The sequence below is a fragment of the Algoriphagus pacificus genome, assembly GCF_017254845.1.
In the GTDB taxonomy this organism is placed as follows: Bacteria; Bacteroidota; Bacteroidia; order Cytophagales; family Cyclobacteriaceae; genus Algoriphagus; species Algoriphagus pacificus.
The window spans coordinates 1,240,688-1,267,470 of the sequence record NZ_JAFKCU010000002.1; the positions used below are offsets into that span (position 1 = coordinate 1,240,688).

Sequence of the window (26,783 nt, forward strand, 5' to 3'; positions counted from 1 at the left end):
AAAGGTAAGGCAGGAATAGTTTACCAAATAATCTTTCTTTTGTTTTTGCACCCAATCCAATCACCCTATTATCTTTAAGCTTTAGAGTAATAATCATCCATGGCCCAATCACCCCAAGTTGTACTGAAAGACCTAAAGGAGAAAAAGTTTGCTCCCATTTACTTTTTGGAAGGAGACGAACCCTTTTACATTGATCAGATTACTGAGTTTATAGAAAAGAATGCTATTGCAGAGCATGAGCGTGGTTTCAACCAAGTGGTGCTTTATGGAAAAGACAGCAATGTCGGATTGATTATCAATAATGCCCGTAAATTCCCCATGATGGCGGAACGGCAAGTGGTGATTGTCAAGGAGGCTCAAAGTCTTCCTGATTTGGGAAAAGAGGAAGCTCAAAAACTCTTGATAAGCTATGCGCAGAATCCGCTGCCGAGTACCATTTTGGTTTTTGCTCATAAATACAAAAAACTCGATAAGCGTACTCAGCTGTCAAAGGAGTTACAAAAAAATACGGTTTACGTAACTTCAGATAAGATTCCTGATTACAAACTGACCGAGTGGGTTCTGCAGTATTTCAAAGATATAGGGCATGACATTGAACCGAAAGCAGCTCAGTTTTTAGCGGATGCCATTGGAAACAATCTGGAAGTAATGACCAATGAGGTAGGGAAGATGCTCATCAACTTTCAGGAGCCTACCAAGTTTACCATACAGCATATTTCGCAGTACATCGGGATCAATAAAGATTACAATAATTTTGAGTTGCTGAAGGCAATAGGAATGCGTGATCCTATCAAATCAAACCAGATCATTCATTATTTTATCCAGAACCCCAAAGCGCATCCATTGATCCCACTTTTTGCTTTGATGTACAACTATTTTTCAAAATTGGCTCTGATCCATCAAGCCAAAGGAGCATCTGATGATCAGATTGCTGCTTTGATAGGTGTTCCGAGATTTGTGGCTAAAGAGTATTTACAATCCGCCCGAAACTACAAATTGGGCAAGGTAATTGATGTGTTTAGATACATCAAAGAGGCAGATCTTCGTTCTAAAGGAGTTGATTCCGGAAGTATGACAGATGCTGAAATCCTCCGCGAACTCGTTTATAAGATTTTACACTGATTACCTAAGCCAATTTCTAAATAGTCAGAAGGAATTGTCTGGACTCAGTTCACTCTAATTCCAACTGGATTAAAGGGTTATACTGGGCCAGCTCATTTTGACAGCTATAACCAACTATAATCTATGAAATATTACCTGGCGCTAGTAGCTGGATTGGGCTTGAGTTTGGATGCCTTTTCTCAGTCCACAATTTATCAGACCAGTCCACAATTTCCTCTTGATCATCAGCTTGAGTTATTCGATAAGCAACTTTTTTCTGCTTCTCTTTATGATAACACACGCTTACTGAGTGAAGATTTAACAGAAGACCAAAAAAAATCTGCAGAACTCCATCGGGCCATGTCTGCCTTGCAGTTAGAAAGTCCTGATGGTCCTGGATTGATGAAATCCTACATCTACGAAAATGGAAATCATCCAACGGTCACTTCAGCCGGACTTTATCTTGGAGACCATTTTTTTTACAAAAGAAATTATAAGGAAGCAGCCGAAAGCTATGCTTTAGTCAATCCTCAAAGCCTTGGAGATGATAATCGTGGAGATCTTTATTTCAAGCAGGGTTTTTCACTTTTTCAACTTAAAAATTACTCGCAGGCAGCGCCTTACTTTGATCAGGCAAAAGTCCTCAATACTTCCGTCAGTCCCGATGCATATTATTACAGTGGATACATCGCCTTGGAGAATGGGGAAAATGCAAAAGCCATTTCAGATCTTCAAGCAGCCTCTCAAGATGTATTCTATTCAGGAAAGGTGCCTTACTTGTTGGCAGCACTTTATTATAAAGAAGGAAATTATGATCAATTGATCAGTTATGCTGAGCCAAAGTTTGGAACAGGTCAGCAATTAGATAGACCAGAAATCATTCATTTGTATCTGGCAGAGGCTTATTATGCCAAGCAGAATTTTGCAAAAGCTTCTGAGCATTACGAAGCATACATCAATAGCAGAAAAGGAACTCTTTCAAGAGAAGAAATTTATAAGGCAGGAATATCGCTTTTTGAGATTCAAAACTACGGGAGAGCAGCTGAATACTTGAAAAACTCTGCTTCAGCCAATGATGAGTTGGGACAGGCTTCCAGTTACTATTTAGGACATGCCTATTTAAAGCAGGAGAATTTCCAGTTTGCTTCCACCAGTTTCGCCGCAGCAGCAAAAGCTGATTTTAATAAGAAAATCCAGGAAGATGCCTTGGTTAATTATGCCAAAGTAAACCTTCAGAAAGGAAGCTTCCAGCTCGCTATTACAGCTTTGGATGACTACTTGGAAAAGTATCCTGACGGAAGTCATAAAGCAGAAATCGAGAATTTGCTTTCTGAGGCTTTAGTCAATACCAATGATTATCTGCGAGCCATCGAACAGATGGATAAGATAACAAACAAGTCTTCCAGAATTCAGGCAGCTTACCAAAAAGTGGCTTTTTATCAGGCGATGGTTTATTTCAGAGACCAAAGATGGGATGGGGCAATTGCCTATTTGGATAAATCCTTGGCCTATCCGGTTGATAAAACAATCGTCTTGGAATCTCATTTTTGGAAAGGGGAAGCATATTCAGCAGATGAAAATCTATCATCGGCAATTCGCTCATATGAGCAGGCTATCGCCTTGGGAAGAACGACTTCTTCAGCCTATCTGACAAAAAGTTTGTACGGATTAGGCTATGCTTATTTCAACTCCCAGCAATATCCTAAAGCAGAGGTACAATTTAAAACCTACACGGATCGCCTGAGAGGTAGAGAAAATAAGGAGAATTATGATGATGCCATGTTGCGTTTGGGCGATTGCTATTATGTTCAGAAGCGATTTGCGGAGGCTGCAGCTACTTTCCAGCAAGCAATTAATGAATCTAATTCTGGAGTGGATTATGCTTATTACAGATTAGCTGTTGTTCAGAATTTCCAAACAAGAAATCAAGAGGCCTTATCTCAATTGGATGCTTTGATTTCAAGATATCCAAACAGCCTTTATTATGAAGATGCCCTTTATCAAAAAGGTCAGATCAATATGGAGGAAACCAATTATTCGGAAGCTTCCCGAGCATTTTCTGATTTGATTAATGGAAAACCCAATAGTCCATTTGTTCCATATGCTTTAGAGGGAAGGGCTGTTGCGAATTTCTCTATGCAGAATTATGATCAAACAATTCAGGATTATAAGACAATTTTGGATAGACACCCGAATGCCCAGAATTCTGAGACAGCTTTAAAAGGCCTTCAGGAAACATTGGCATTGCAAGGCAGATCAAGTGAGTTTTCCGAGTATTTGGCAAGGTATAAAGGTTCAAATCCTTCCAATACCAGCGTACAATCCCTGGAATTTGAGGCTGCCAAAAGCATGTATTTTGATAAGAATTATGCGCAGGCTACGCGTGCTTTGGAAAATTACCTGAAGAGTTACCCGCAATCTTCTCAGCGTTTGGATGCCTTGTATTTCTTAGGCGATAGTTATTTCCAATTAGGAGATAAAGATCAAGCTTTGGTACAATTCAAAGCACTTGAAAGAGAGCCGGCTTCCCCTCAGCGATTGAGAGCGATGCAGCGAATCGGTAGCATTGAACTTGAGAGAGGGAATTTTGAACAAGCCATTCCTTACCTGCAAACTTCAGCCGAAAATGCGAGAAACAAACTCGAAGAAGTGGAAGCTGTTCAAGGTTTGATGGTTGCTAATTTTGAAACCAGAAAATACAACCAGGCAATCGTTAATGCGGATAGACTGTTGACATTGGATGGAATTATTCCGGAGTCTACACCTAAAGCCATGTTGATTAAGGCAAAAGCGCAGCGCGAGACCAATAGGAAAGCAGAGGCAGAGACTACATTGATGTCTTTGGTAAATGAATACAAAACGATCCAAGGGGCTGAAGGTCTTTACTGGTTGGCCTTTTCCTTCCAGGAAAAAGGAGATGTGGCTCAATCCAATGAAACCATTTTTGATTTTTCAGGGCCTTTTGTGGATTACGATTATTGGTATGGAAGGATGTTTTTACTGCTTGCAGACAACTATGTGAAGTTGGGAGAGGATTTCCAAGCGAAAGCAACTTTGGAATCTATCGTGGAGAAATCTACCAATGATGAAATCAAAACAATGGCTCAAACGAAACTTCAAACCTTAAACTAAACCATGAAAAAGCTAGCGAAATCTATACTTTTGGTCGGAGTCATTGGTTTGACAACCAGTTTGACCTACGCACAAACCCAATCCCGAGGAGAGGTAACCGATCAGGAATTTGTAATCAGAAAAGACCGTGTATTGACAGTGCCTGTTCAACCAAGGGTCTTCGAAAGACTTCCTGTTTTGCCACAGCCCAAAGGGCTTACGGATTTTAATTACATGGTCAATAAATATCCATTGACTTTGCCTCCTTTGGTGTTGGAGACCACACCTATACAAAAACCATTTAGAGCACCTCAATTGGATTTGTATCCAGGTTTTCTGAGAGTGGGTTATGGTAACTTTGCCTCACCTTTATTGGAAGCTAGATACATGGCTACCGAAGCTGAACAGGTCAATTATTCCATTAATCTTGGCCATCAAAGTTTTGGAAAAGGGCCAGTGAAAGGTGAACAATCTGCAGAGTCACATACCAAATTCGGTGGGGATGTCAGTTATTTTGCCGATCTCTTTGAAGTCTTTGGTGGATTGGAATGGCAGCAGGATAAATATTCCTTCTATGGAGTGAGTCCTGTGAATTTTGAAAATCCTGATTTTGAAACTTCAGATAATGTTCTCAATACAGTCAAAGTAAAAGCAGGGATTCGGGACATTGAAAAAGTTGGCCCATTTTCATACGATGCTCAGATAAGCTATCGAAATTTTAAGGATAGCTATATGGCAAAAGAAAATGAATTTGGGGCTGCTGCGACGGGTAAATTTAGACCAAATGAGGACTGGAGAGGACAAGTGGGAATCTCTTATTTCATGACTGATCCTGAGGATTTAAACTATTCTAAAACCAGAACTTATTTCGCAATCAGACCAGAACTGGCCTACAAAATGGGAGAGTTTAGGTTTTCAGCAGGCTTGAATTTAGTTTCTGAAAATGATTCTATCGCGGATAAATCAAGTGACTTTAGAATATTCCCTAATCTGAAAGCCTCTTATCAGTTTGCTGAGGAATTTGGCTTCTTTGGAGAGTTTTCTGGAGATGTGAAGAGAAATACTTATTACAGTTTTGTAAGCGAAAATCCATATCTAGGACCTAGTGAGCAGCTGTTGAATACCATTCAGAATTACAAAGTTGAAGGTGGGATAGAAGGACAATTTCAAGAAGCGTTTCATTATCGTGCTGCAGTAAATGTCAGCCGCTACAATAACATGCATTTCTTTGTTACCAATTTTCCTTTCCCAACTCCAGGGGCTGATTCAACCCGATTCAGCATTGTATATGATGATAAAACCACTGTCTTCAATATCAACGGTGAACTTGGATTCAGATTCTCGGATATCTATTCCATGGGAACAAGACTTGATTTGTACCAATATGATTTAAGCACTCAGGGAGAAGCTTGGCATAAGCCTACTTGGGAATTCAGAGTGAATAACCAGGTAACGCCATTCCAGGGGCTTTTACTTCAGGCAAATTTAAACTTCATGGGAGGTATCAAAGCCAGAGGATATGACTTGAGTGATATTTTTGGGCAAACGGGACCTTATCAAGTAGTCAAATTGAAGACCATTGCAGATTTGCAGTTGAAAGCAGATTATCAGATCACCAATAGATTTGCAGTATTTGCTGAAGGAAACAATATTTTGAACGGAAGAAATACCAGATGGCTCAATTATCCGGTTAGAGGAATTCAATTAATTGGTGGGGTATCCATGAAATTCTAAGAATGTTTCATTTTGGGGTTGGGGATTAACCTCATTTATTTTAGTTTCGTAGCTCCCAATTCAATTATGTCAAATTCTTCAGAAAATAAACATTGGCCAGATCCCAAGGATTTTGGACTTCCCTATGTGGAAGTCAAACCCATTGTGACAGAATATGAAGAAAAACAGCCTGAAATCATTACTCCTCCAGTTTCTGAAAAATCAGAGGAAAAGAAAGTAGTGATTGAGGAAACTTCTATCCCAGTCAATAAAACTCCTGAGGTAAAAGAAAAAGTACTGGTTGAAGCAAAGCCGACAGAACCAGAGCTATCTCAAGAAAAAAAGGAACCAGTTGCTTCCCAACAAACTCGAATTCCTGAAGAAAAGAAGAGTAATTCTTGGATTGCAATCGTACTTATTTTAGCAGTATTGATTGTTTCTGTGATTGTTTGGCAATTGATGGGACGTGAGAAAGGTTCAGAAATTAAAGAAAGCCAGCTAGCTCAACAAGAAGAGCCAATTCCAGCAAGCGAACCGGTAAATCCGGTAATTGAAAATACCCCAACTGAAGAAATTCAAACACCTGATAATCAGGACTCTATTCCAAAATCCAATTCTTCTTTAGAAGAACCTGCAGAAAGCCCTCAAACTGGTACAACTATTGATCGTACTGGTGCAGAGACTTTGATCCGAGTAGAGAGCAAATCAGATCGACCCACTTATTACATCGTGGTGGGTAGTTTGCCAAATGAACAAATGGCAATTTCTGAGTCAGCTCAATATTTTAACCGTGCAAGTTCAGTTTATCTGATTTTGCCATACGAAGAAGTTAAAAACTATCGTTTGGCAATAGGATCATTCACCAGCTTTAGAAAAGCCAGTGAAGAACTTGACCAGATCAAAGATCAGTATACTGAGGCATTATGGATTTTGAAATATTAATATGATTCTTCTTCAAACCCTTTCTGTTGCGGATTCTTTAGCAACAGCAGACAGCCTGGCAGAAGGCGCTACCAAACAAAGCATAGGTTTATTGGATCTTTTGATCAAAGGCGGATATATGATGGTCCCCTTGTACCTGCTTTTCATTTTGGCAATCTTTATTTTCTTCGAAAGATTAATTACCCTTAAAAAGGCTTCCAAAACGTCCACCTCCTTAATGGATCAGATTCGGGTTTTGGTGCAAAGCGGGAAAATCGAAAAAGCTAAAATGCTCTGTGCCGGAGAGAATACCCCGGTGGCAAATATGATTGCCAAAGGGATCGAGAGGATTGGAAGTCCCTTGAAAAATATTGAAGTCTCCATTGAGAATGTGGGTAAGATCGAGATTTATAAATTGGAGAAAAACCTGAATTTATTGGCTACAGTATCTGGAGCTGCTCCTATGATCGGTTTCTTGGGAACTGTGGCAGGGATGATACAGGCTTTTATTGCTATTGCGCAAGAAGAGGGGATGGTCTCTCCAAAACTTCTTTCCGAAGGTATTTATGAGGCCATGATCACTACAGCTGCAGGGCTTGTAGTAGGTATTATTGCTTATTTGGGATATAATTACCTGGTTTCTCAGGTTTCCAAATTGGTTCATAATATGGAATACACTACAGTAGAGTTTATCGATTTACTTCAAGATAAATAAGATGGGACTTCAAGCAAAAAATAAGGTAGATCCGGCATTCAGCATGTCATCCATGACAGATATTATCTTTCTGTTGTTGATCTTCTTTATGCTGACTTCATCCTTTATTACGCCATCAGGTTTGCCAGTCAATTTACCCTCTAGCGAAACTTCGGATATCGTTATGCAGGAAGTTTCCGTTACTATTACGAAGGACTTCAAGTATTCTGTCAACGATAAAATTGTGGCAAGAGAAAATATAAAGGCTGAATTGACCAACCTGTTGGCAGATAAAAAAGGCCAGGTAGTCTTGCACATTGACAAAGAAGTTCCTGTAGAATATTTAGTTGAAATAGGTGGAATTGCCGCCGGATTGGAGGCAAACGTTTCCATCGCTACTAAACCTTACTAAAATGCAATATTGGGACGCAGATAAAGAAGAATCACAAAGCAAAAAACGGGCATGGATCATTACGATCGTTTTTAATGCCTTGCTATTGATTGCCTTCTACTTTATTGTGGTTTGGAAACAACCCATTCCACCTCTGCCTACCTTTGGATTAGAATTGAATCTTGGTTTTACACCCACTGGATCTGGAGACAGAAATAGTCCAAATCCACCTTCGGAAAAAGTTACTCCAGTAACTGAGGCTGCTGCTCCGGGAGAAATCGCAGAGGCTGTTACCAAACCTGCCACTCCAGCACCAAGTCCCAAAACTGAAGTTGCGAAGCCAAAAGCTCAATCTCAGCCTTCTGTAAATAAGGCTGTTACTACAAAACCTTCGCCAATCAAAGGAGAAGAAAAAGCATCCGAACCATCGAAAAAGCCTGAGCCAGTAAAAACTGAGCCAGCAAAAACTGTGACCACCCCAGCAAAATCTGAGGCAGAAACCACGACACAAAAGGCCCCTGAAAAACCAAAAGTGGACCAAAGGGCTATTTTTGGAGCTGGCGGAACTTCCGGTAAGTCTACTACACCAGCATCTGGTGGAGCTCAAGGTTCATCTAATGAAAAAGGTGATGAAGGAGATCCAAAAGGCACTGTTGATGGAAGAGCTATTATGGGTACGGGAACAGGCAAAGGAACCAATTCCGGAAACGGAGTAAGTTTGGATTTAGCAGGTTGGGATTTTGCCAATCGCCCAAATATCAATGATAGAGTATCCACCAGAAATGGTAGAATAGTTTTTAAAATCACGGTAGATGATGCAGGTAGAGTCGTGCAGGCAGTACCTTTGGAATACAATGTTTCCAATGAAGTGTTGGCTTATTACCGACAAGTTGTAAACCAAATCTCTTTTAAAAAGCAAGGGGGAGCTGCAGCAGATTTCTCTTCCGGTAAAATCACCTTCATCATCAAAGTGGATTAATCCATGAACTATCAGCAGACGCTGGATTATTTGTTCAATGCCTTGCCAATGTTTCAAAGGGTAGGGGCATCAGCATTTAAAAAGGATTTGAGTAATACCCAAGCTCTTTGCAAGCACCTGGGAAATCCTGAAAAGAAATTTAAATCCGTTCACGTAGCTGGGACAAACGGCAAAGGAAGCACTTCTCATTCTTTAGCGTCAATCCTTCAATCCGCGGGATACAAAACTGGTTTATACACATCCCCTCATCTCAAATCATTTACAGAACGTATCCGAATCAATGGAATTGAAATTCCTGAAGATGAGGTTGTTTTGTTTGTGAGAGAAAACAAGCAATTTCTTGAAGATCTGAAGCCTAGTTTTTTTGAAATGACGGTAGGGATGGCCTTTTGGTATTTCGCGAAAGAACAAGTCGATATTGCTATTGTTGAAGTGGGAATGGGCGGAAGGTTTGATAGCACCAACGTTATTCTCCCTGAGGTTTCAGTCATTACAAATATTGGATTTGATCATGTACAGTTTCTGGGAGATACGCTTCCTAAAATTGCTGGAGAAAAAGCTGGGATTATTAAGCCAGATGTTCCAGTGGTCATTTCACAGACTCAAACAGAAACCACCCCCGTTTTTCAGGACAAATCAAAAGAAGTAAAAGCTCCAATCACTTTCGCCGATTCCATTTGGGAAGTGAAGAAGCTTGATTCTGAGGTGGGATACGCTACTTATTCAGTAAGAAGCAATGGTAAAGAGTTTGAATTAAAAATGGATCTGATGGGAAATTATCAGAAATATAATTTGCCAGGAATACTAGAAGCGGTCCATCAACTTCAGCTCAAAAACTGGAAAATCTCAGATCAAGCTATTCTTGAAGGCTTATCCAATGTCATCTCAAAAACAGGATTAAAAGGACGCTGGCAACAATTAGGAGAAAATCCACTTGTTATTTGTGATACTGGCCATAATGAAGCTGGGATACTCGAAATCTTATCCCAGATTGAAACCTATTCTTTTTCCAAGCTTTGGATGGTTTTGGGAATGGTTCAAGACAAGGATATTTCTAAAGTACTGGCTATGCTTCCTAAAAAGGTCTCTTATGTCTTTTGCGAAGCGAAAATTCCTCGTGCTCTTGGAGCGGATCAATTAGCAGATAAAGCAGAATTGGAGGGATTAAAGGGAGTTGTAATTCCAGATGTGAATGAAGCTTTGGAATTTGCCCGAAAAAATGCTGCAAAAGATGACTTGATTTTTATTGGAGGGAGTACTTTTGTGGTCGCGGAAATCGAAGACCTATAAATGAGCAGAAAAAAACTTGTTCGCTTCAAAGAAAATGAAGAGAACCCAAATGTAGTCCAGGCAGGCAAAGAATTATTTGAAACAATAAAGGGAAATTGGAATTCAGTTCAGTTTCAAAATGAAAATCCAATTGTCGTTGAACTTGCTTGTGGTCGAGGAGAATTTACAGTCGGACTTGGTCGCGTTTTTACCACACAGAATTTTATTGGTGTAGATATTAAAGGTAGCCGAATTTGGAAAGGAAGCTCCACGGCAACAGAGGAAGGAATTCATAATGTGGCATTTCTTCGAACTCAGATAGAACAACTGGATAAGTTTTTTGCTCCAGGAGAAATCAGTGAATTATGGATCACATTTCCGGATCCTTTTCCAAGAGACGGAGATGAAAAGCGAAGGCTAACATCCCCTCGTTTTTTAGAAATGTACAAGCCACTTCTAAAATCCGGTGGTACGGTTCATTTTAAAACGGATAATACTGGCCTGTTTGATTATTCATTGGAATTATTCCAAAGCCGAGAGGATATTGATTTAATGGGATTTACCCATGATTTTTACCAATCTGAATGGAAAGATGATCATTTTGGGATTCAAACTCGGTATGAAAAGATATTTTCCGAAAAAGGGGAAAAGATTAAATACCTCAAATTCAAATTCAAGGATTAGAGGTTGTTCACCTCTAATCTTTGTAAATAAAGCGCGTTCAGTACTTTTTCCAATAACAATTCAGCATCAATCGGCTTGGTCATAAAATCATCCATACCCACAGCCCTTGCTCTGATTTTTGTTTGATCTGTAGTGTCAGCAGTTACAGCGATGATTGGAATGTCAGTGTGTCGATCTCTACCATCACCTCTTCTGATCGCTTCTGTGGCTTCATAACCATCCATTTCAGGCATTTGCAGGTCCATCAAGACCACATCAAATTCAGCAGCTTGCAGTTTCTCTAAAGCTTCCAAACCATGGTTTGCAAAATCCATTGTAATTCCTTCCCATTTTCTGAGGATGGATTTGATAACTAACTGATTGACAGGATTGTCTTCCACAACTAGTATATGTCGCCCTTTCAAAAGCTTTTTAGAATCCTGCTTCGCCAATTCAATCAAGTTACTTTCAGATCTTTCGACTTTTTCAAAATTCATCGCTAAAGTCACATGAGTACCTTCACCAACCTTACTTTCGATTTGGATAGATCCCTTGAATAGATTTACAAGGGCTTTTACAATACAGAGTCCCAATCCAAATCCTCCAAATTTTCTTTTATCATCGAGTTGCTGCTGCACAAAGGATTCATAGATTCTTGAAAGCTTACTCTTTTCAATCCCTACACCTGTATCCGAGATTTCTATTTTTAAATGGATCTGACCTTCTTGTTCTACAATTTCAGAAAACTTCAATTTGACCTCTCCCTGAGGGGTAAACTTGATTGAATTGTCCAAAATGTTTCCAATGATTTGACGGAACCTACCCGCATCACCAATAATTCGCTTAGGCAAGGGAGCTTCTTCCTCATAGATGAACTTCAGTCCTTTATCCCTTGCTTTTTGAAAAGCAAAAGCCTTGATTTCCTGAATTAATTTATGAAGGTCAAAAGGTTTGTGATCTAAAATCAATTCACCTTTTTCGATTTTAGAATAATCCAAAATATCCTCAATACTGGAAAGAAGCGATACAGATGAGTATTTGATTACCTCAAGGTTTTCCTTGATTTTGGTATCTGTTATTTCATTCATGATGCTTTGAGATAGCCCCATAATGGCATTCAAGGGAGTTCTCAGCTCATGACTCATGTTGGATAGGAAATAAGACTTGATTTGGTTGCTTTCTTCAGATTGCTCTAAAGCGATTGCTTGCATTTTCTCTTTTTCTGATTTCAGAAGTCGAATTCTATTTGCCATAGAAAGGGATAGAAACATGATCTCGAAACCAGTTCCGATTTTAGCAGAGTTTTCTGTAAGGAAGGAATTCTCGATCAATCCAAAGTTATTGAGAATGAAAATTACGAATCCGATAATCAAGGAGGTAATACCTGCGGCAAAGAACAGATCGACAGGTTTTTTGGTGAAGAAACTTACGATCACTCCAACTAAGCAAAGTAAAATCAAAATCAAGCCAATAGCATTGGCAGCTGGATAATAGAAAGTCCTACCAGCATCAATAAAGATGATACCAATAATCAATAGCAGGTTTGCAATTAGTGCTATCTGAAAGACTAGATTGATGTTTTTTGATATCTCCTTCAGTTTAATGAAAACCTGAGTATACCTTCCGAAGGTAAGGGTAGATATTGCAGCAATTAATAATAGGCTTCGATCATAAAACCACTCCTGACCCCCATTTGTAAATTGGTAAACAAATCCATCTAAGGAAGAGTGAAGTAATGCTATCGAAGCCACATATAGTGAATAAAGCAGGAAACTCCGTTCTTTGATACCGAAATAGAAGAATAAATAAGTAATCCCTGCCAAAGCCAGGAATCCATAAAAGCCACCAAAAATCAGCTGATCAAAATAGGATGTCTGAATTAGTGAGTTCGCATCATGAAGCATTATCGGCAGGTTAATAACTTCCCCGTCGCTCTCTAGATACAAATAATTAGAAAGGGTGGAATTAGCCTCTACCGATATTGGAAAAATAATCTTCCTATGGTTAAATGGTCTTTGATCTGCTTTAATCAGATCTCCACTTTTTTGGATTTGAACAGTTCCAGAAGCATCTACCGAATATAAATCTGCTACATCTGTAATTGGTCTGGCTACTTCTAAATAATAGGATTGAGGTTCATTGCTGGTGTTTACAATAGGAAATTTGACCCAAAAATTTGAATCAGTAAATCCCAGATTGGAATTGGAATTTGGAAGTTTTTTGAAACTATCACTCAATGCTCCCTCATACAAGGAATCAAAATCCAGTTCGTGATGTCCAAGGTTTAGGATTTCTGCTTGATTGTGTAATGATTTAGGAAATCCATTTTGATCTGTCTGAGTGGCACACGAAAACATCGCTAGACAAATGCCCAGTAATAAAAACGTATAACTTTTTTTCATAGGGTGGTGGGGTATTAACTTTAAGCTGCAACATGTACGTGTTGGACTATGTTTTTGGATTTAAAAAGAAAAATTTCATCCTGAAAAAAAGTTATTTCAAAGCATGAAAAACGAATAAAAATCTTTTTATAATTAATAAATTAGTCGATTTAAGCTTCTGAATATTAAATGGTAAAGCCTCCATCTGCTGTCATAACAGCACCAGTTGTATAAGATGATCCTGGAGAGGCAAGAAATAATGCCAATGCTGCAATTTCTTCTGAGCTTCCCACTCGTTTGATAGCAAGCTGCTTTAGCATATAGTCCATGATTTTCTCATTTGACCAAAGTGCTTCCGAAAATTTGGTTTTAATCAACCCCGGGCAAATTGCGTTCACCCTGATTTTGGAGTCACCCCATTCTTTGGCATAAACTTTCGTCATAGAAATCAAGGCTGCTTTGCTGATGCTATAAACTCCTAAGCCTGGTTCTGGTGACAATCCCCCAATCGAACTGATATTGATAACAGAGGCAGAAGATGACTTCCTTAGGTGTGGGAAGCATAGCCTGCTCAATTCAAAGGGTGCTTTGACGTTGACTGCCATGATTTTATCAAAAGCTTCCAGAGTGGTTTCGTGAATAGGACCAAAAATTGGATTTGTGCCAGCGTTATTTACCAATATATCCAATTGGCCATAAGTTTCTACCGATTTATCTACCAGACCTTGCAGCTCTCCAATATTTCCAACATTACAGGCAATTCCTATAGCCTCATAACCTTTACTTTTTAGGCGATTTGCCTGTTCATCAAGATCTTCTTGTTTTCTGCTGCTTAAAACAACCTTAGCTCCGGCAGCTGCAAAAAATTCGGCGATGGCAAGGCCGATTCCCTTACTGGCTCCAGTGATTAAAGCCACTTTGCCATCTAAAGAAAAAACTTTTGATAAATCCATGGTAGATGCGGTTTTATAGGAAGCCTTAAGATATAAAAAAATGGGGGAGAGAAGTAGACCTTCAGAATATATCCATAGTTTTATTTAAATAATTTCAATCGATTGATATTAAATAAGGAAGCCATGAAAGAAGTCATTTTTGAACAGGTAGGAATGCCATTGGATGTTTTGAAGCTCATCAAATCTGAAGTGCCCCAGCCAAAACCCGAAGAAGTTTTGATTCAAGTGAAAGCCAGAAATATCAATCCAGCAGATCTAATGTTTATTCGCGGGAGGTATGGTATCAGTCCTAAATTCCCAAGTAGTGCTGGTTTTGAAGCAAGTGGGATAGTGGAAATTCCTGATCAGGAAGGAAAATTTAAGAAAGGAGATCGGGTGATGCTTACAGCTGCCGGTACTTGGAGAGAATATGTTGCTGTCCCAGCTTCAGCTGTCATTCCTATTCCTGATGGGATGTCTTTTGAAGTGGCGTGTCAGGCATTTGTCAATCCCATGACAGCTTTTTGTATGATCGAACAATCAGGATTGCAAGCCGGAGATTGGTTGTTAATTACGGCAGGAGCTTCTGCCTTCGGGAAATTTGCAATTCAAATGGCAAAGGCAAAAGGAATAAAGGTAATATGCACCGTTCGACATGAAGAACAAAAGTCATTGCTTCAAGAGCTTGGGGCTGATTTGGTAGTAAATTCAGAAAAAGAAAAAGTTCAACAAGTAATCACTTCTTTTACCGATGGAGGAGTGCATGTTGCATTTGATGCGGTGAGTGGGATTCTTGGTGCCAAAGCTTTGTCCTCTTTGAGGAAAGGTGGCTTATTGATGGTTTTTGGAGCTCTTAGTATGGAAAATATTCCTTTGAATAGTGGATTGATGATCTTCAAAGCTTTGCGAATGGAAGGTTTTTGGTTGACTGATTGGATGATGAATGCCAAGCCAGAAGACAGAAAAAATGCTTTTGCCCAAGTATTCAAATTCCTGATGAATGAGGACTCTAAAATAGATATTGCCGGAAAGTACCCATTAGAGGAATTTGCTGAAGCCTTAAAAGCATATGAAAAAGCTGGACGAAATGGGAAAATTCTCCTGATCAGTTAATTTCTTTGAAATATGTAGGGCATAAAAAAAGAGAATGCCCATCTTTGCATTTTAATAAACAAAAAATCAAGAAGGAATGAATTGGGATAAGCTAGATAGAGAGCTCACCGAAATTGTAGAAAAAAGAAATCAACTGGCTGAAATGGACTACAGTGATGCCATGTATGATGATTTGGAAGAAGAACTTCATGATTTAGAAGATGACTTCAATGCTGATTATGAAGATGTTCTGGAGAAGGAATTGGAGAAGATCTATTCAGTTTTGAAATCTGACACAGATATTTTGTTGCCAACAGCCTATTTAGCGAATAAATACAAACCTTTGCTACCAGATGCAAATGGAATTGTAAGCTATGAAGTTGTAGGTAGAGAAGGAGTGCCTATTGAATCGGACCAGTTTGATAGACAGGATGTTCGGTTGGTTTTGGTGCCAAATCCAGTAAGATTTCTGATGATAATCAATGGTAATCCATTGAAGGTTCTTTGGAGAAGCAGGTAAGAAGAGAAATGATTCGGATTACTGAATCCGAACTTTGATAAGAATAGAGGAAGAACCTGGCAGAAAGCCGGGTTTTTTCATTCAACACAGGATTTATCCTGATTTATTGCTAAAAATGAATTCAAAAAGAGTAGTAATCACAGGCTTGGGAGCCCTATCTGCCTTAGGCAATGATGTTTCTTCCAATTGGTCAAATGCCATCCAAGGAAAAAGCGGTGCAGGTCCCATTACTTATTTTAATGCGGAGAAATTCAAAACTCAGTTTGCATCCCAACTGATCGGCTTTGACCCTAGTTCAAGATTGGATAGGAATGAGATCAAAAGAGCGGATTTATACACTCAATATGGTCTTTACGCAGTTGCTGAGGCCATGGAAGATGCTGGTTTAGAAATCGATAGGTTGGATTCTCCCTTTGATGCAGGGGTGATCTGGGGAACTAGCCAAGGTGGAATGAATACCTTCGAAAAGGAAATGAGGGAATTTGTGGAAAATGATTCAAACCCCAGGTTCAACCCATTCTTTATTCCCAAATTCCTGGGAAATATGGCTTCAGGATTAATATCCATGAAATATGGAATGATGGGGATCAATTTTGCTCCTGTTTCAGCCTGTGCCACTTCCAACAGTGCCATCATGGATGCTTTTAACTATATCAAATGGGGAAAAGCAAAAGTTATCTTAACTGGAGGTTCTGAAGCTCCAATTACAGAAGCTTCCATTGGTGGGTTTGGAGCATTAAAAGCACTTTCTACCAGAAATGAAAACCCATTGATTGCTTCAAGACCATTTGATGTCGAAAGGGACGGATTTGTGATGGGAGAAGGGGCAGCGGCTTTGATTCTGGAGGAATATGATCATGCCAAAAAACGAGGAGCAAAGATTTATGCAGAAGTAGTTGGAGCTGCGATGACTGCCGATGCATATCATATGACCGCTACTCATCCGGAAGGTTTAGGAGCGTTTCAATGCATGAAATTTGCGCTGGAAGAAGCTGGTTTGACTGTACAGGATGTGGATTACATTAACGCGCATGCAACCTCTACTCCATTAGGCGATGTCAGCGAAACCAAAGCGATTTCCAAGCTGTGTAACGGAGAGAAAAACAAATTACATATTTCTGCCACCAAATCAATGACAGGCCATCTTTTAGGTGCTGCTGGAGCAATAGAGGCTATTTTTAGTGTAATGGCTATCAAAGATGGAGTAATTCCACCTACGATTAATACTGAAAATCTGGATCCGAATATTCCTTCTGATATCGAGATTGTGTACAAGGAAGCATTAAGCAAAAAAGTCAAAGTTGCCTTGAGCAATACTTTTGGATTTGGTGGTCACAATGCAACCGTCATATTTCAGGAATTCAAAGATTGATTTTAGGTTAAAAAATAAAAAAGCTGCTTTTGTGATAAAGCAGCTTTTTTATTAGCTGAAACCAAGCTTTTCCCTGACTTTCGAGAGGATTGGTTCTGCCACAGCTTTGGCTTTTTCTTCTCCAGCAGCTAGTTTACTTTCTATTTCAGCAGGATTTTCCATGTAGAAATTAAATAATTCCCGCTCTTTTTGATACTTGGTCAGAATGAGTTCGAAAAATTCCTTCTTCGCATGTCCATAGCCATAATTGCCTCCTTGGTATTTTCCCCTCATCTCTAAGGTTTGCTCTTGGCTTGCGATCAGACTATAAAGTTTATAAACATTACAGGTGTCTGGATCCTTAGGCTCTTCCAAAGGAGTGCTGTCAGTAATAATGCTATTGACGTTCTTCTTTAATTGCTTTTCTGGAAGGAAAATGTCTATGAAATTATTGTAGGATTTACTCATTTTTTGACCATCCGTTCCCGGAATGGTTTTTACAGCCTCTGAAATTCTAGCCTCAGGAATAGTCAAAATCTCTTCCTCCATGATTCTATTGAATGTAGAAGCGATGTCACGAGTCATTTCCAAATGCTGCATCTGATCTTTTCCCACAGGTACCAAATCTGCCGAATAAAGCAAGATATCCGAGGCCATAAGAACAGGATATGTAAACAGTCCAGCATTGACATCAGAAAGACGGTCTGATTTATCCTTGAAGCTATGCGCATTTGCAAGCATTGGATAAGGTGTAAAGCAGCTTAAGTACCAGGTCAGTTCTGCTACTTCAGGTCTTCTTGATTGTCTGTAGAAAACCGTTTTATTTATATCTAAGCCAAATGCCAGCCATGCTGCTGCTACTGCTAGCGTATTTTCTTTCCTGATTTCACCATTTTTGGTACTCGTCAAGGAATGCATGTCCGCAATGAAAATAAAGGACTCCTCTTGGTTTTGTTGGATCAATTCAATAGCAGGGACAATGGCCCCAAGGATGTTTCCCAAATGGGGTCTTCCGCTACTCTGAATGCCTGTCAGTACTCTTGCCATTTGTTTAATTTTGACGCAAATTAAGTAAATCAGCATATAATCCGTTTGAAATTATGCGTTAATTGCGACATGAGCAGAAATCATTCTTCATTCCTATTTACCGCTGTTTTATTGCTTTTTTCACAAGCCATTCAGGCTCAGAGCCCTGTGGTTCCAAAATTAATTTGGACTGTGAATAAAGTGGATTTGGGGACTGTTTTTGAGGAACAAGGAACTCAATATGCCACTTACGAATTCACCCATACACAAGATTCTCTATTTTACATTGAGGACGTTTGGTCAGATTGTGGGTGTACTACTGTAGATTTTACAAAAGATACTCTACAAGTAGGAGAGAAAGGACAGCTGAAGGTGGCTTTTGATCCTGTTTCTGCAGCAGGTTATTTTAACCGCATGATAGTGGTGAAAGGGAATTTGCAGGATACTCAGGATACTTTGTTTTTAGAGGGTATCGCAATTCCTTATCCTGAAGTTCCAGAAAAAGCTTACCCTGTTGTCAAAGAAAATGTAGGTTTCCGATTACCAAAGCTAAATATGGGTGAAGTTTTTACGAATGAACCCAAAATTAAAATGCTTGAGTTTTACAATTTTGGCAGTTCAAATTTGTATGCGGATAGCCTGATTTTTAATTCACCTGAATTTATACAAGTTTCACAGGTTCAGGAATTTATAAGACCACAGGAAAGAGGTTTGCTTCAAGTAGTCTATGATGGAAAACTGAAAAATGATCTAGGTTTTTTTGAGGATTATTTTGCAGTGGCTTGGGATTCCACTTCGGTGATTCCGGTTTCCGTTGTTGCGGAAGTTTTTGAATATTTCCCTCCTTTTTCTAAAGATGAATTAAATGTTGTTCCTCAGTTGAACTTGGGTAATAAAGAAATTGATTTGAAGGAAATTTCTTCAAAATCGATTCAAAATCGAGTTGTGAGCATTACAAACAAGGGCCAGCAAATTCTCGAAATCAGGAAGATTCAGGGTAATTGTGATTGTCTGCAATTAGAAATTGCCAAGACCAGCATAAATCCTGGGGAAAGCATTGATTTGAAAATTACTTTCGACCCTAGTGGCCGAAAAGGAATTGATCAAAGAAACATCTATCTATTTAGCAATGACCCTGTAAATCCAGTACAATTGTTTATTCTAAAGAGTAGGATTGAGTAAGCATTTAACCCTCAGGATATCAGTATTTTTTTTGAAATTATTTGAGGATTGAAGAATAGCGAGTAGCTTTAAATTATTCTCATGAACTTTTTAAGTTATGACCAAAAGGATCCTATTTCTTGTATTTGCAGCCTTCTTTTTTGGATCGGCTTGGAAATTTTTTGAAGTAAATCCTTTCCGGATTTACCCGTATTTACAGTTCTATAACCAAGGGAAAGTTCAAATAACCTGGTTTAGTAATTCCTTGACATCCAGTTCGATTAAGGTTTTGGATGATGCAGGAAACACAATTTTGAGTAAAAGTGTCGAGGGCAAATCGATGCCCGAACTATATTATACCAATGCTGAAAAGAATCAGGTTTTGGTAGGGTTGGAACAAGGAAGTTGGATTGGGAGCGAAGAGTCCTTCAAATATCAAGTTCAAATCACCTTACCACCCAATAAAGCAATAACTTATACCGTTGAACTTGGGGGGCAAAGCTTTTCTTCCGAATTTAAATCTCCTCCTAGTCGGGATAACTGGGATAAGATCAGATTTTTTGCATTGGCAGATTCAGAAACTGACCCCAGAGGAAGAGTGACAAATCGAGCCTGGTATCCGGGAACGCCACTTTTCCGTCCTATCACTACTGTTCCTGAATTGTGGAAACAGAAGTTTGGAAGCACAGTGGAGCAAGGTATTGAACTTCCTAATTACATGTTGACTGAGGAAGTTGGGTATGCTGAGAACCTCAAAATTATCAATAACCGAAATCCAGATTTTATAGTAATGCCGGGTGATTTGGTTCAGGGAGCTGGATATCTCCCGGGTTGGGATGAGTTTTTTAGACAAAATGCTGGTGAAAAAGGAAAAGGTTTATCCAAGTATGCCATCATCCCTGCTTTAGGAAACTGGGAGTCCTATGGGGCTATCAATGGGGGTTATGGTACCAATGAAAGAGGAGCTTTCTTACCAGTTTTGAGTAGAAGTCGCTTTCATGCTTATTTTGAAACTCCAGTAGAAGATCCTTTACAAAAGCATCGACAGAGTTACTTTAGAGCTGATTACGGACCAATTACTGTATTAACCATAGATTCCAGCAACGGAACTCCAGATCAAACAGCCGCTGATTTTGAGGGGCAAACCAAGTTGAAAGGAAAGGAATACACAGTTCCAGGAACTGACACTCAAGAGAATTATACCGAATCCCAGTACAAAGGTGCAGGAGGAAATGATTTAAGCAGTTTTGGTCCTGGTTCGGCTCAGTACGAATGGCTGGAATCAAACTTAAAAGAGGCCAATGAATCAGGGCAACTGATATTTGTACAATATCATCATATCGCATTTTCATCTGGTGAGCATGGTGTTCCGTTAAACCATGAATTGTCAATTGGACAAGTAGGAACACCGCTTAGAGTCTTGAATCCTTTGCTTGAGCAATATGGAGTCATCGCAGTTTTTTCAGGTCACGATGAGCTTTTCGAAAGAAGTTTTGTCGATGAGGATGGAGATGGCAAGGGTATCATGTATTATGATGTGGGAGTAGCTGGGGATGGAATGAGAGGGGAAAAGAGAGATTGGTTGGGAAATCCCTTGAACACTTTGGATTACAATCCCTATCGAAAATGGACTGCAGACCAGAGTGAACCTGAAATTTGGGATACTAGCGGAGCAAATCCGGTATTAGTAGATGGAGGAAAGCATTATGGACATCTCGAGGTTAACCTTGAGAAAATTTCCGAAGGGTCGGATCAGTTTGCATTGATCAATTTTACGCCAGTTTATGCTTTTCCTGTTTTGGATCAGAATTACAATCTGGTGAAGGTTGAAAGAAGGGTTTATAAAGATGAAATTCAATTAAAAATCCCACTAAGAACAAGTGAGGCTGCGCCAGTTTTCAAAGAAAATCTGACCGTAAAATTAGGAGAGGACGGCAACGTAACTCCTGCTATTTCGGAATACTTTATTTCGGGCTATTCAGCTGACTATACCTACGATTTATCTAGATCCTCTACCTATTCCTGTGCTGACCTTGGGCTTAAGGAAGTGATCTTAAAAGTCAAATCAGAAGGAGTAGTCAAATGGGAAGGAGTCATCAAAGTAACAGTTGTGGATGATCTCAAGCCAAGTATGACTCTGAAAGAGTTTAAAGGAACCTTGGACGTAACGGCATTTAAACAATTTGAAATAAAAAGGGAGCACATTATAGCTTCAGTTTCTGATAACTGTGGGGATGATCTAGAGATTATTTATTCCCCGAAAACAATTGGTTGCGAGGATTTAAATCAGCCGATAAAAGTTGAAGTGACTGTGAAGGACAAATCAGGGAATAGCATTTCGGGTAGTACCACAGTAACAATCGAAAAAACAGAAAGTAAAAAAATAAGCTTGCAAGGTCCTGGTACTGCGACTGAAGGTTCCGAAATCAAACTGGAACTTGGTTCAGAATTCTCTTATCAAGTGCTAGGATGGTATAAGGGAGAGGATTTGATTTCTACCTCAGACTCTAAGATCCTGACTGTGACACAATCTGGAGTTTATAAAGCGAAAATTTTACCTACAAATGGCTGTCCGGTTTTTTCAGCTATAAAAGAAGTAAGTTTTTCAGCTACCTCAGAAAAACCTTATCCTGCGGTAAAAGAGAAAGTTGAGTTGGTGCTAAACGAAAATGGGAAGGCCGAGCTTTCAATCAGCAAAGTTTTCACAAGTACTCCTTCAGGTGATTTGATAATTTCCTTTAGCCAAACTCTATTTACCTGTGAAGATTTGGGTGAAAACCCTGTTACCATCACTATCAAAGATACCAAAGGAAAAGAGTGGACTGAACAAGTTTTGGTGATCGTCCAAGATAATTCCAAACCGGTTTTGGTTACCAAGAATATTGAAATTGAATTTGATTTAACGAAGGGAGAGATGCCTTTGAAAGCAGCCGATTTTTTAATATCGAGCTCTGATAACTGTGGAATCAAAGAACTGACTATCAATAAAACTTCTCTCAATTGTGAGTCTGTTGGTAAAGAGATCCAAGTGGAAGTCCGAGCGGTCGATTTTGCTGGAAATGTCTCTGAAAAAACTGCCATAGTTAAAGTAAAAGGTTACACTTCATCTCCGGTAGTAATTTCTGGACCACAGGAAATCTGCATTGGTACCAATCAAACCCTGACTTTGCAAAGCGATGCAACATTCGAAGTGGTAAGATGGAGAAGAAATGGCGTTGAAATATCAGGGCAAACAGGAAAAGAATTACTGATTGAGGAAGGAGGGGTGTATCATGCAGTAATCAGATATGCTGGAGGTTGTTTGTTTGAATCGGAAAAACTGGAAGTTAAAACCTTACAAAAACCAACTGGAGAAATTGTTCAGGATGGAAATATTCTTCGGGCTCCTGAAGGCTTCCAATACCAATGGTATAGAAATGGGGAATTGATTCCTGGAGAAACAAAAAGGGCAATTACCTTAAATCAAATGGGTATTTACACAGTGGAAATCACAAATGAAGCAGGTTGTAAATCCAAATTAGGTCCAATAGAAGTAACTATTTCAGGGATATTGCCTTCTGAGATTCTATCTCGGGAATTAAAGATTTATCCAAATCCAGTTGAATCTGAAGTTCTTGTCGAGGCTACCGGAGATCTTGAATTTGAAACAAACTCTTGGCAGGTTTATGATCTGAATGGAAAAAATGTCTCTGGGCAAATCAAACTACTGAATCAAAGTGCTACTCGTCTTGGCATGGAGATTTCAAGTTTGGCAAATGGAACGTATATAATCACTGTAAATAGTACCGATAACAGTATATTTTTAGGTAGAATAGTTAAAGTGAAGTAGGATATTTGTTTTAAATAGGCTTCTTCTGTTGCGTTTAGAAAACACCTACCGTAGGGATTATATCAGTTAACCAAAATAACAATCCCTATGAAGAGAATTTCATGCCTTTTAATGCTTTTTTCATGCCTGATTTTAGGATGTAGTGAAGATGAAGACCCAGTAATCAAAGTTACCTATGAGGTAATTACCTCAGGTGGAGCGGCCTGGTATGGAGAATTTGATGATGAGAACGGGCAAAGAATAAATACTTTTGATTTGAATGGAGGACCAGTTCCTAGCGGATGGAAATACAGCTTTGAACCGAAAGTTTCACCGATTATAGTGACAATTCATGGAACAGCAGAATGTCCAGCCTGCGATAATGCAACTCAAAGAGAGAACTCTCAGGACCTGACTGTCAATTTATATATTAATGACGAACTGGTGCAAACTCAAACCAATATGTGTCGTGAGTGTACCAATGGAACTGTGAAAGGTATGGCTACTGCTTGGATGAAACTTCCTGAGGAACTAGAAGAATAGCAGTGAATTGATTTTTATTTCTCTCTTCCATTTCTCACAATTTTCAGCACACGATTGTAGATGATTTCTGCCAAGCTCCAATCATAGCCATCAAAGTTGGTAGTATTGTTAAACTGGATAATGACGGTATCAATGTCCTTGTGGTACTTGGCGATACTCTGATACCCTGGAAGCAAACCGGTATGTTCATATACATAAATCTCTGAATAGATCTGTTGTTCGCCTTCCTTAAACACTGAACCATCATTTAATGCCCGTAGGAAAATGCCTACATCTTCCGCGGTAGCGAGCATTAAGCCAGTGTCTTCCGTCTTGAAGTCTTGGTCAACTCCCACATAATACCCACTCATTACTTCATTCATATCCACCTCACTAAGCGAAGTGTAGGTGTTCTTCAGTCCAAGCGGTGTCAAAATCTCCTCCCGGATAAATTGCTGATGAGGATAGCCAACGGTTTTGTCAATGAGATCAGAGATCAACATGTAATTCGTATTCGAATAGCCATAGCTTTCACCGGGTTCAAAGTCGGCGGGCAGATCCAATGCGTAATCCAGAGTCTCTTGTTTGTTGCTTGGAGGGTTGGTCCAGTAGTCGGGATGATCTACATAATTGGGAATGCCAGATCGATGCTGCGCCATCATTCTAAGTGTGATTCTATCTGAATACTCAATTCTTCCAGCCAGTTCCGGAAAGTATTCGGCAAGAGTTTTATCCAAAGACAAGCGCCCATCTTTGACCAGTTTAGCAACAGAAACTGCAACATAAAGCTTGGTGATACTGGCGATCTTAAATAGCGCTTGTGGATATGCCACTATTTTCTTTTCCCTATCATGCCATCCAGCGGCATAAAACTCTGGGGACTTACCGCCTTGATCCACGTAAACAATCATTCCATCAAAGCCCTGCTCAACTCCCTCTTCCAATTGTTCCTGAACGGAGTCGGGTAAGGGTACTATCCAAGCTTTCACCAAAGGCCATGGAACAAAATACAAGGAACCTATGCTTGCAAGAATAAATAGGATTCGGAGTGTTTGTTTGATTTTGGGGGAGAGCATTTTATGAATAAAATGGAATTAATGGCCCAGCTATAGCAAGTGCGGGGTTTTGAAACAGAATCATTGTCCGCCTGACCGAATGTTTTTAGTTGTAATATCTTCATTTTTCAGCAGTCAGTCCTCATTTGCTATAGCCGATGTTGGCGTGGCATTGTTTTCTATTAAAATTCAATTTTTTCACCTGTCAAAGGGTGTCTAAGTTCAGGTTCATCTGGCGATGTCTTATTGAAAAATCCATCTGCTACTACTGCATGTCCGAAACCACATCCAAAGTTGTAATTGTCTGTTTTCTCTTTAACAGTCACTCCCTTTTCAGTGAAGTCGAATGTTATTTTACAACTTGGGTCAAGTTCAGGATCAACATAAATTGCCTTGTTAACATGGTAGTCCAAGGTGTCAACGAAGGAACCTGAATTATAACTTGGAGCGCCTTTGCTAACCATGAAAGTCATAACTATTTGTTTTTCATTTAATCGTTTTACTTGTATTTGTCCAAAGTAGGTGTAGATATCGTCTCCATCTTTTGTGGTCTCGCTATTTAGGCCATATGTTCCGGTTGGATCAATATACTTGTCTTGAAAAGTCAAGCTGTTTAAGAAAGCCCAAGTTGTAAATATGTAGATAGTTTGTTTCAACGGTTTTTCAATGCACACCAATTTATTTAAAAACGAAACTTTTATCGTTTAAATAATATATCTTACTCCGAATACACTTATTTTAAAATTAGGTTAACTTTTCTTTCTCTTATTGAATACCTCCGTGCCCTCCGCGGTTAAAAACCTCACACAAAAGCAGGAATCCCAGTAATCTCCTGACCCAAGATTAGCAAGTGAATATCATGTGTGCCTTCGTAAGTAATCACCGATTCCAAGTTCATCATATGACGCATAATCGGATATTCTCCTGTAATGCCCATTCCACCATGGATTTGTCTTGCTTCACGGGCGATGTTAAGCGCCATTTCCACATTGTTGCGCTTGGCCATAGAGATATGGACAGTTTTAGCTTTTCCCTCATTCATCATCTTGCCGACTTTCCAGGCTAGTAGCTGGGCTTTAGTGATTTCGGTAAGCATTTCAGAGAGCTTCTTCTGTACGAGTTGAAAACCAGCTATTGGTTTACCGAATTGGATGCGCTCAGCAGCATACTTTCTCGCAGACTCGTAACAATCCATCGCAGCTCCGATCGCTCCCCAGGCTATTCCAAATCGTGCAGAATCCAAGCACATCAGTGGAGCACCCAAACCTGATTTGCCAGGAAGAAGATTTTCCTTTGGCACTTTCACATTATCAAAAACCAATTCTCCGGTGCAGGAAGCCCGAAGCGACCATTTACCATGAGTTTCCGGCGTGGTGAATCCTTCCATTCCACGTTCCACGATCAACCCATGGATTCGGCCTTCCTCATTTTTGGCCCAAACTATCGCAATATCTGCCTGAGGTGAATTCGAAATCCACATTTTTGCTCCATTCAGCAAGTAATGGTCTCCCATATCTTTGAAATTGGTCACCATCCCACTCGGATTGGAACCATGATCGGGTTCAGTCAAGCCAAAACATCCTAGCATCTCTCCAGATGCAAGCTTGGGAAGGTACTTTTTGCGTTGCTCCTCTGATCCGAACTTATAAATGGGATACATCACCAATGAACCCTGAACTGAGGCTGTAGATCTCATTCCAGAGTCACCACGCTCAATCTCCTGCATGATCAATCCATAGGCGATGTAATCCAAGCCGCCGCCGCCATACTCTTCCGGTATCTGAGGACCAAAGGCTCCAACATCTCCGAATTTTTTAACTATTTCTGTTGGGAAATGAGCTCTTTGTGCCCAATCTTCTATATAAGGTGAAATTTCTTTTTTGACAAAATCACGCATCGAACTTCTGATCAAAAGATGCTCTTCTGTCAGTAAATCATCGACTTGAAGGAAATCAACTCCTTCAAAAAGGTCTTGCTTTTGGGATTTTTGGATTGCCATTGCTTTCCTGGTATTTTGGTTAATTAGTATGAATCAGTGATTTTTGTCCTGTCAAAAACTTCTGACTTTCTCGAAGTAAATAGATTGCTCTCGA

General features: G+C 39.6%; 21 protein-coding genes. 15 read left to right on the forward strand and 6 right to left on the reverse strand.

Annotation, left to right across the window (positions count from 1 at the left end):
* Positions 1-99: 99 nt before the first annotated feature.
* The 9 genes from holA (at position 100) to trmB (ending at position 10,863) form a co-directional block, all read left to right on the forward strand.
* A complete protein-coding gene (gene holA, locus J0A69_RS12100; RefSeq protein ID WP_206586813.1) occupies positions 100-1,122 on the forward strand; it encodes a DNA polymerase III subunit delta in 1,023 nt (340 codons plus the stop codon).
* A gap of 123 nt (positions 1,123-1,245) precedes the next feature.
* Entirely contained in the window at positions 1,246-4,233 is a 2,988-nt protein-coding gene (locus J0A69_RS12105) for a tetratricopeptide repeat protein (protein ID WP_206586814.1), read from the forward strand.
* Between the two features lie 3 nt (positions 4,234-4,236).
* Positions 4,237-5,946 carry a TonB-dependent receptor gene (locus J0A69_RS12110; RefSeq protein WP_206586815.1) on the forward strand — a complete coding sequence of 570 codons (1,710 nt, stop codon included), beginning with the start codon at positions 4,237-4,239 and terminating at the stop codon, positions 5,944-5,946.
* Between the two features lie 66 nt (positions 5,947-6,012).
* Positions 6,013-6,867, forward strand: a complete 855-nt coding sequence (locus J0A69_RS12115) for a hypothetical protein (RefSeq protein WP_206586816.1) — start codon at positions 6,013-6,015, stop codon at positions 6,865-6,867.
* A gap of 1 nt (position 6,868) precedes the next feature.
* A complete protein-coding gene (locus J0A69_RS12120; RefSeq protein ID WP_206586817.1) occupies positions 6,869-7,561 on the forward strand; it encodes a MotA/TolQ/ExbB proton channel family protein in 693 nt (230 codons plus the stop codon).
* A 1-nt stretch (position 7,562) separates the two neighbouring features.
* Positions 7,563-7,952 (forward strand): ExbD/TolR family protein, encoded by a 390-nt coding sequence (locus J0A69_RS12125; protein WP_206586818.1) that lies wholly within the window; start codon positions 7,563-7,565, stop codon positions 7,950-7,952.
* A 1-nt stretch (position 7,953) separates the two neighbouring features.
* Positions 7,954-8,910: an energy transducer TonB gene (locus J0A69_RS12130; protein ID WP_206586819.1), complete on the forward strand. Its 957-nt coding sequence runs from the start codon at positions 7,954-7,956 to the stop codon at positions 8,908-8,910.
* A gap of 3 nt (positions 8,911-8,913) precedes the next feature.
* Positions 8,914-10,200 carry a bifunctional folylpolyglutamate synthase/dihydrofolate synthase gene (locus J0A69_RS12135; protein WP_206586820.1) on the forward strand — a complete coding sequence of 429 codons (1,287 nt, stop codon included), beginning with the start codon at positions 8,914-8,916 and terminating at the stop codon, positions 10,198-10,200.
* Positions 10,201-10,863 carry a tRNA (guanosine(46)-N7)-methyltransferase TrmB gene (gene trmB / locus J0A69_RS12140; protein WP_206586821.1) on the forward strand — a complete coding sequence of 221 codons (663 nt, stop codon included), beginning with the start codon at positions 10,201-10,203 and terminating at the stop codon, positions 10,861-10,863.
* Here the strand turns inward: trmB and J0A69_RS12145 are convergent.
* On the reverse strand, positions 10,860-13,244 hold the full coding sequence (locus J0A69_RS12145) for a hybrid sensor histidine kinase/response regulator (RefSeq protein WP_206586822.1): 2,385 nt from the start codon (positions 13,242-13,244) through the stop codon (positions 10,860-10,862). The two genes, trmB and J0A69_RS12145, sit on opposite strands and share 4 nt — an antisense overlap.
* A 164-nt stretch (positions 13,245-13,408) precedes the next feature.
* Positions 13,409-14,176 (reverse strand): SDR family NAD(P)-dependent oxidoreductase, encoded by a 768-nt coding sequence (locus J0A69_RS12150; RefSeq protein WP_206586823.1) that lies wholly within the window; start codon positions 14,174-14,176, stop codon positions 13,409-13,411.
* A 123-nt stretch (positions 14,177-14,299) separates the two neighbouring features.
* Here J0A69_RS12150 and J0A69_RS12155 point away from each other — a divergent pair, with 123 nt between their 5' ends.
* From J0A69_RS12155 to fabF, 3 genes are all read left to right on the forward strand, one after another.
* The gene (locus J0A69_RS12155; RefSeq protein WP_206586824.1) at positions 14,300-15,268 is read left to right on the forward strand and encodes a zinc-dependent alcohol dehydrogenase family protein; all 969 of its coding nucleotides are present in this window, start codon (positions 14,300-14,302) and stop codon (positions 15,266-15,268) included.
* Positions 15,269-15,344: 76 nt separating this feature from the next.
* Positions 15,345-15,767 (forward strand): hypothetical protein, encoded by a 423-nt coding sequence (locus J0A69_RS12160; RefSeq protein ID WP_206586825.1) that lies wholly within the window; start codon positions 15,345-15,347, stop codon positions 15,765-15,767.
* A 115-nt stretch (positions 15,768-15,882) separates the two neighbouring features.
* The gene (gene fabF / locus J0A69_RS12165) at positions 15,883-17,139 is read left to right on the forward strand and encodes a beta-ketoacyl-ACP synthase II (protein WP_206586826.1); all 1,257 of its coding nucleotides are present in this window, start codon (positions 15,883-15,885) and stop codon (positions 17,137-17,139) included.
* A 51-nt stretch (positions 17,140-17,190) separates the two neighbouring features.
* Here fabF and trpS read toward each other — a convergent pair whose 3' ends face one another.
* The gene (gene trpS / locus J0A69_RS12170) at positions 17,191-18,165 is read right to left on the reverse strand and encodes a tryptophan--tRNA ligase (RefSeq protein ID WP_206586827.1); all 975 of its coding nucleotides are present in this window, start codon (positions 18,163-18,165) and stop codon (positions 17,191-17,193) included.
* A gap of 69 nt (positions 18,166-18,234) precedes the next feature.
* On the opposite strand from trpS, the gene J0A69_RS12175 reads away from it, so the two are divergent.
* From J0A69_RS12175 to J0A69_RS12185, 3 genes are all read left to right on the forward strand, one after another.
* A complete protein-coding gene (locus J0A69_RS12175; RefSeq protein WP_206586828.1) occupies positions 18,235-19,326 on the forward strand; it encodes a DUF1573 domain-containing protein in 1,092 nt (363 codons plus the stop codon).
* 97 nt (positions 19,327-19,423) lie between these two features.
* Positions 19,424-23,134, forward strand: coding sequence for a T9SS type A sorting domain-containing protein (locus J0A69_RS12180; protein WP_206586829.1), 3,711 nt, complete (start codon positions 19,424-19,426; stop codon positions 23,132-23,134).
* 87 nt (positions 23,135-23,221) lie between these two features.
* Entirely contained in the window at positions 23,222-23,656 is a 435-nt protein-coding gene (locus J0A69_RS12185) for a hypothetical protein (RefSeq protein ID WP_206586830.1), read from the forward strand.
* A 14-nt stretch (positions 23,657-23,670) separates the two neighbouring features.
* Here J0A69_RS12185 and J0A69_RS12190 read toward each other — a convergent pair whose 3' ends face one another.
* From J0A69_RS12190 to J0A69_RS12200, 3 genes are all read right to left on the reverse strand, one after another.
* Entirely contained in the window at positions 23,671-24,711 is a 1,041-nt protein-coding gene (locus tag J0A69_RS12190) for a serine hydrolase domain-containing protein (protein ID WP_206586831.1), read from the reverse strand.
* 161 nt (positions 24,712-24,872) lie between these two features.
* A complete protein-coding gene (locus J0A69_RS12195; RefSeq protein WP_206586832.1) occupies positions 24,873-25,346 on the reverse strand; it encodes a hypothetical protein in 474 nt (157 codons plus the stop codon).
* 146 nt (positions 25,347-25,492) lie between these two features.
* Positions 25,493-26,689 (reverse strand): acyl-CoA dehydrogenase family protein, encoded by a 1,197-nt coding sequence (locus tag J0A69_RS12200; protein WP_206586833.1) that lies wholly within the window; start codon positions 26,687-26,689, stop codon positions 25,493-25,495.
* Positions 26,690-26,783 lie beyond the last annotated feature (94 nt).

What these genes read in the sequence shown, in the direction of transcription:
- J0A69_RS12180 (WP_206586829.1), top strand. Translation starts at nt 19,424, where the DNA reads ATGACCAAAAGGATCCTATTTCTTGTATTTGCAGCCTTCTTTTTTGGA.
- J0A69_RS12105 (WP_206586814.1), top strand. Translation starts at nt 1,246, where the DNA reads ATGAAATATTACCTGGCGCTAGTAGCTGGATTGGGCTTGAGTTTGGAT.
- holA (WP_206586813.1), top strand. Translation starts at nt 100, where the DNA reads ATGGCCCAATCACCCCAAGTTGTACTGAAAGACCTAAAGGAGAAAAAG.
- J0A69_RS12200 (WP_206586833.1), bottom strand. Translation starts at nt 26,689, where the DNA reads ATGGCAATCCAAAAATCCCAAAAGCAAGACCTTTTTGAAGGAGTTGAT.
- J0A69_RS12145 (WP_206586822.1), bottom strand. Translation starts at nt 13,244, where the DNA reads ATGAAAAAAAGTTATACGTTTTTATTACTGGGCATTTGTCTAGCGATG.
- trmB (WP_206586821.1), top strand. Translation starts at nt 10,201, where the DNA reads ATGAGCAGAAAAAAACTTGTTCGCTTCAAAGAAAATGAAGAGAACCCA.
- J0A69_RS12125 (WP_206586818.1), top strand. Translation starts at nt 7,563, where the DNA reads ATGGGACTTCAAGCAAAAAATAAGGTAGATCCGGCATTCAGCATGTCA.
- J0A69_RS12175 (WP_206586828.1), top strand. Translation starts at nt 18,235, where the DNA reads ATGAGCAGAAATCATTCTTCATTCCTATTTACCGCTGTTTTATTGCTT.
- J0A69_RS12190 (WP_206586831.1), bottom strand. Translation starts at nt 24,711, where the DNA reads ATGCTCTCCCCCAAAATCAAACAAACACTCCGAATCCTATTTATTCTT.
- J0A69_RS12110 (WP_206586815.1), top strand. Translation starts at nt 4,237, where the DNA reads ATGAAAAAGCTAGCGAAATCTATACTTTTGGTCGGAGTCATTGGTTTG.
- J0A69_RS12120 (WP_206586817.1), top strand. Translation starts at nt 6,869, where the DNA reads ATGATTCTTCTTCAAACCCTTTCTGTTGCGGATTCTTTAGCAACAGCA.
- J0A69_RS12185 (WP_206586830.1), top strand. Translation starts at nt 23,222, where the DNA reads ATGAAGAGAATTTCATGCCTTTTAATGCTTTTTTCATGCCTGATTTTA.
- J0A69_RS12160 (WP_206586825.1), top strand. Translation starts at nt 15,345, where the DNA reads ATGAATTGGGATAAGCTAGATAGAGAGCTCACCGAAATTGTAGAAAAA.
- J0A69_RS12130 (WP_206586819.1), top strand. Translation starts at nt 7,954, where the DNA reads ATGCAATATTGGGACGCAGATAAAGAAGAATCACAAAGCAAAAAACGG.
- J0A69_RS12155 (WP_206586824.1), top strand. Translation starts at nt 14,300, where the DNA reads ATGAAAGAAGTCATTTTTGAACAGGTAGGAATGCCATTGGATGTTTTG.
- J0A69_RS12150 (WP_206586823.1), bottom strand. Translation starts at nt 14,176, where the DNA reads ATGGATTTATCAAAAGTTTTTTCTTTAGATGGCAAAGTGGCTTTAATC.
- J0A69_RS12115 (WP_206586816.1), top strand. Translation starts at nt 6,013, where the DNA reads ATGTCAAATTCTTCAGAAAATAAACATTGGCCAGATCCCAAGGATTTT.
- fabF (WP_206586826.1), top strand. Translation starts at nt 15,883, where the DNA reads ATGAATTCAAAAAGAGTAGTAATCACAGGCTTGGGAGCCCTATCTGCC.
- J0A69_RS12135 (WP_206586820.1), top strand. Translation starts at nt 8,914, where the DNA reads ATGAACTATCAGCAGACGCTGGATTATTTGTTCAATGCCTTGCCAATG.
- trpS (WP_206586827.1), bottom strand. Translation starts at nt 18,165, where the DNA reads ATGGCAAGAGTACTGACAGGCATTCAGAGTAGCGGAAGACCCCATTTG.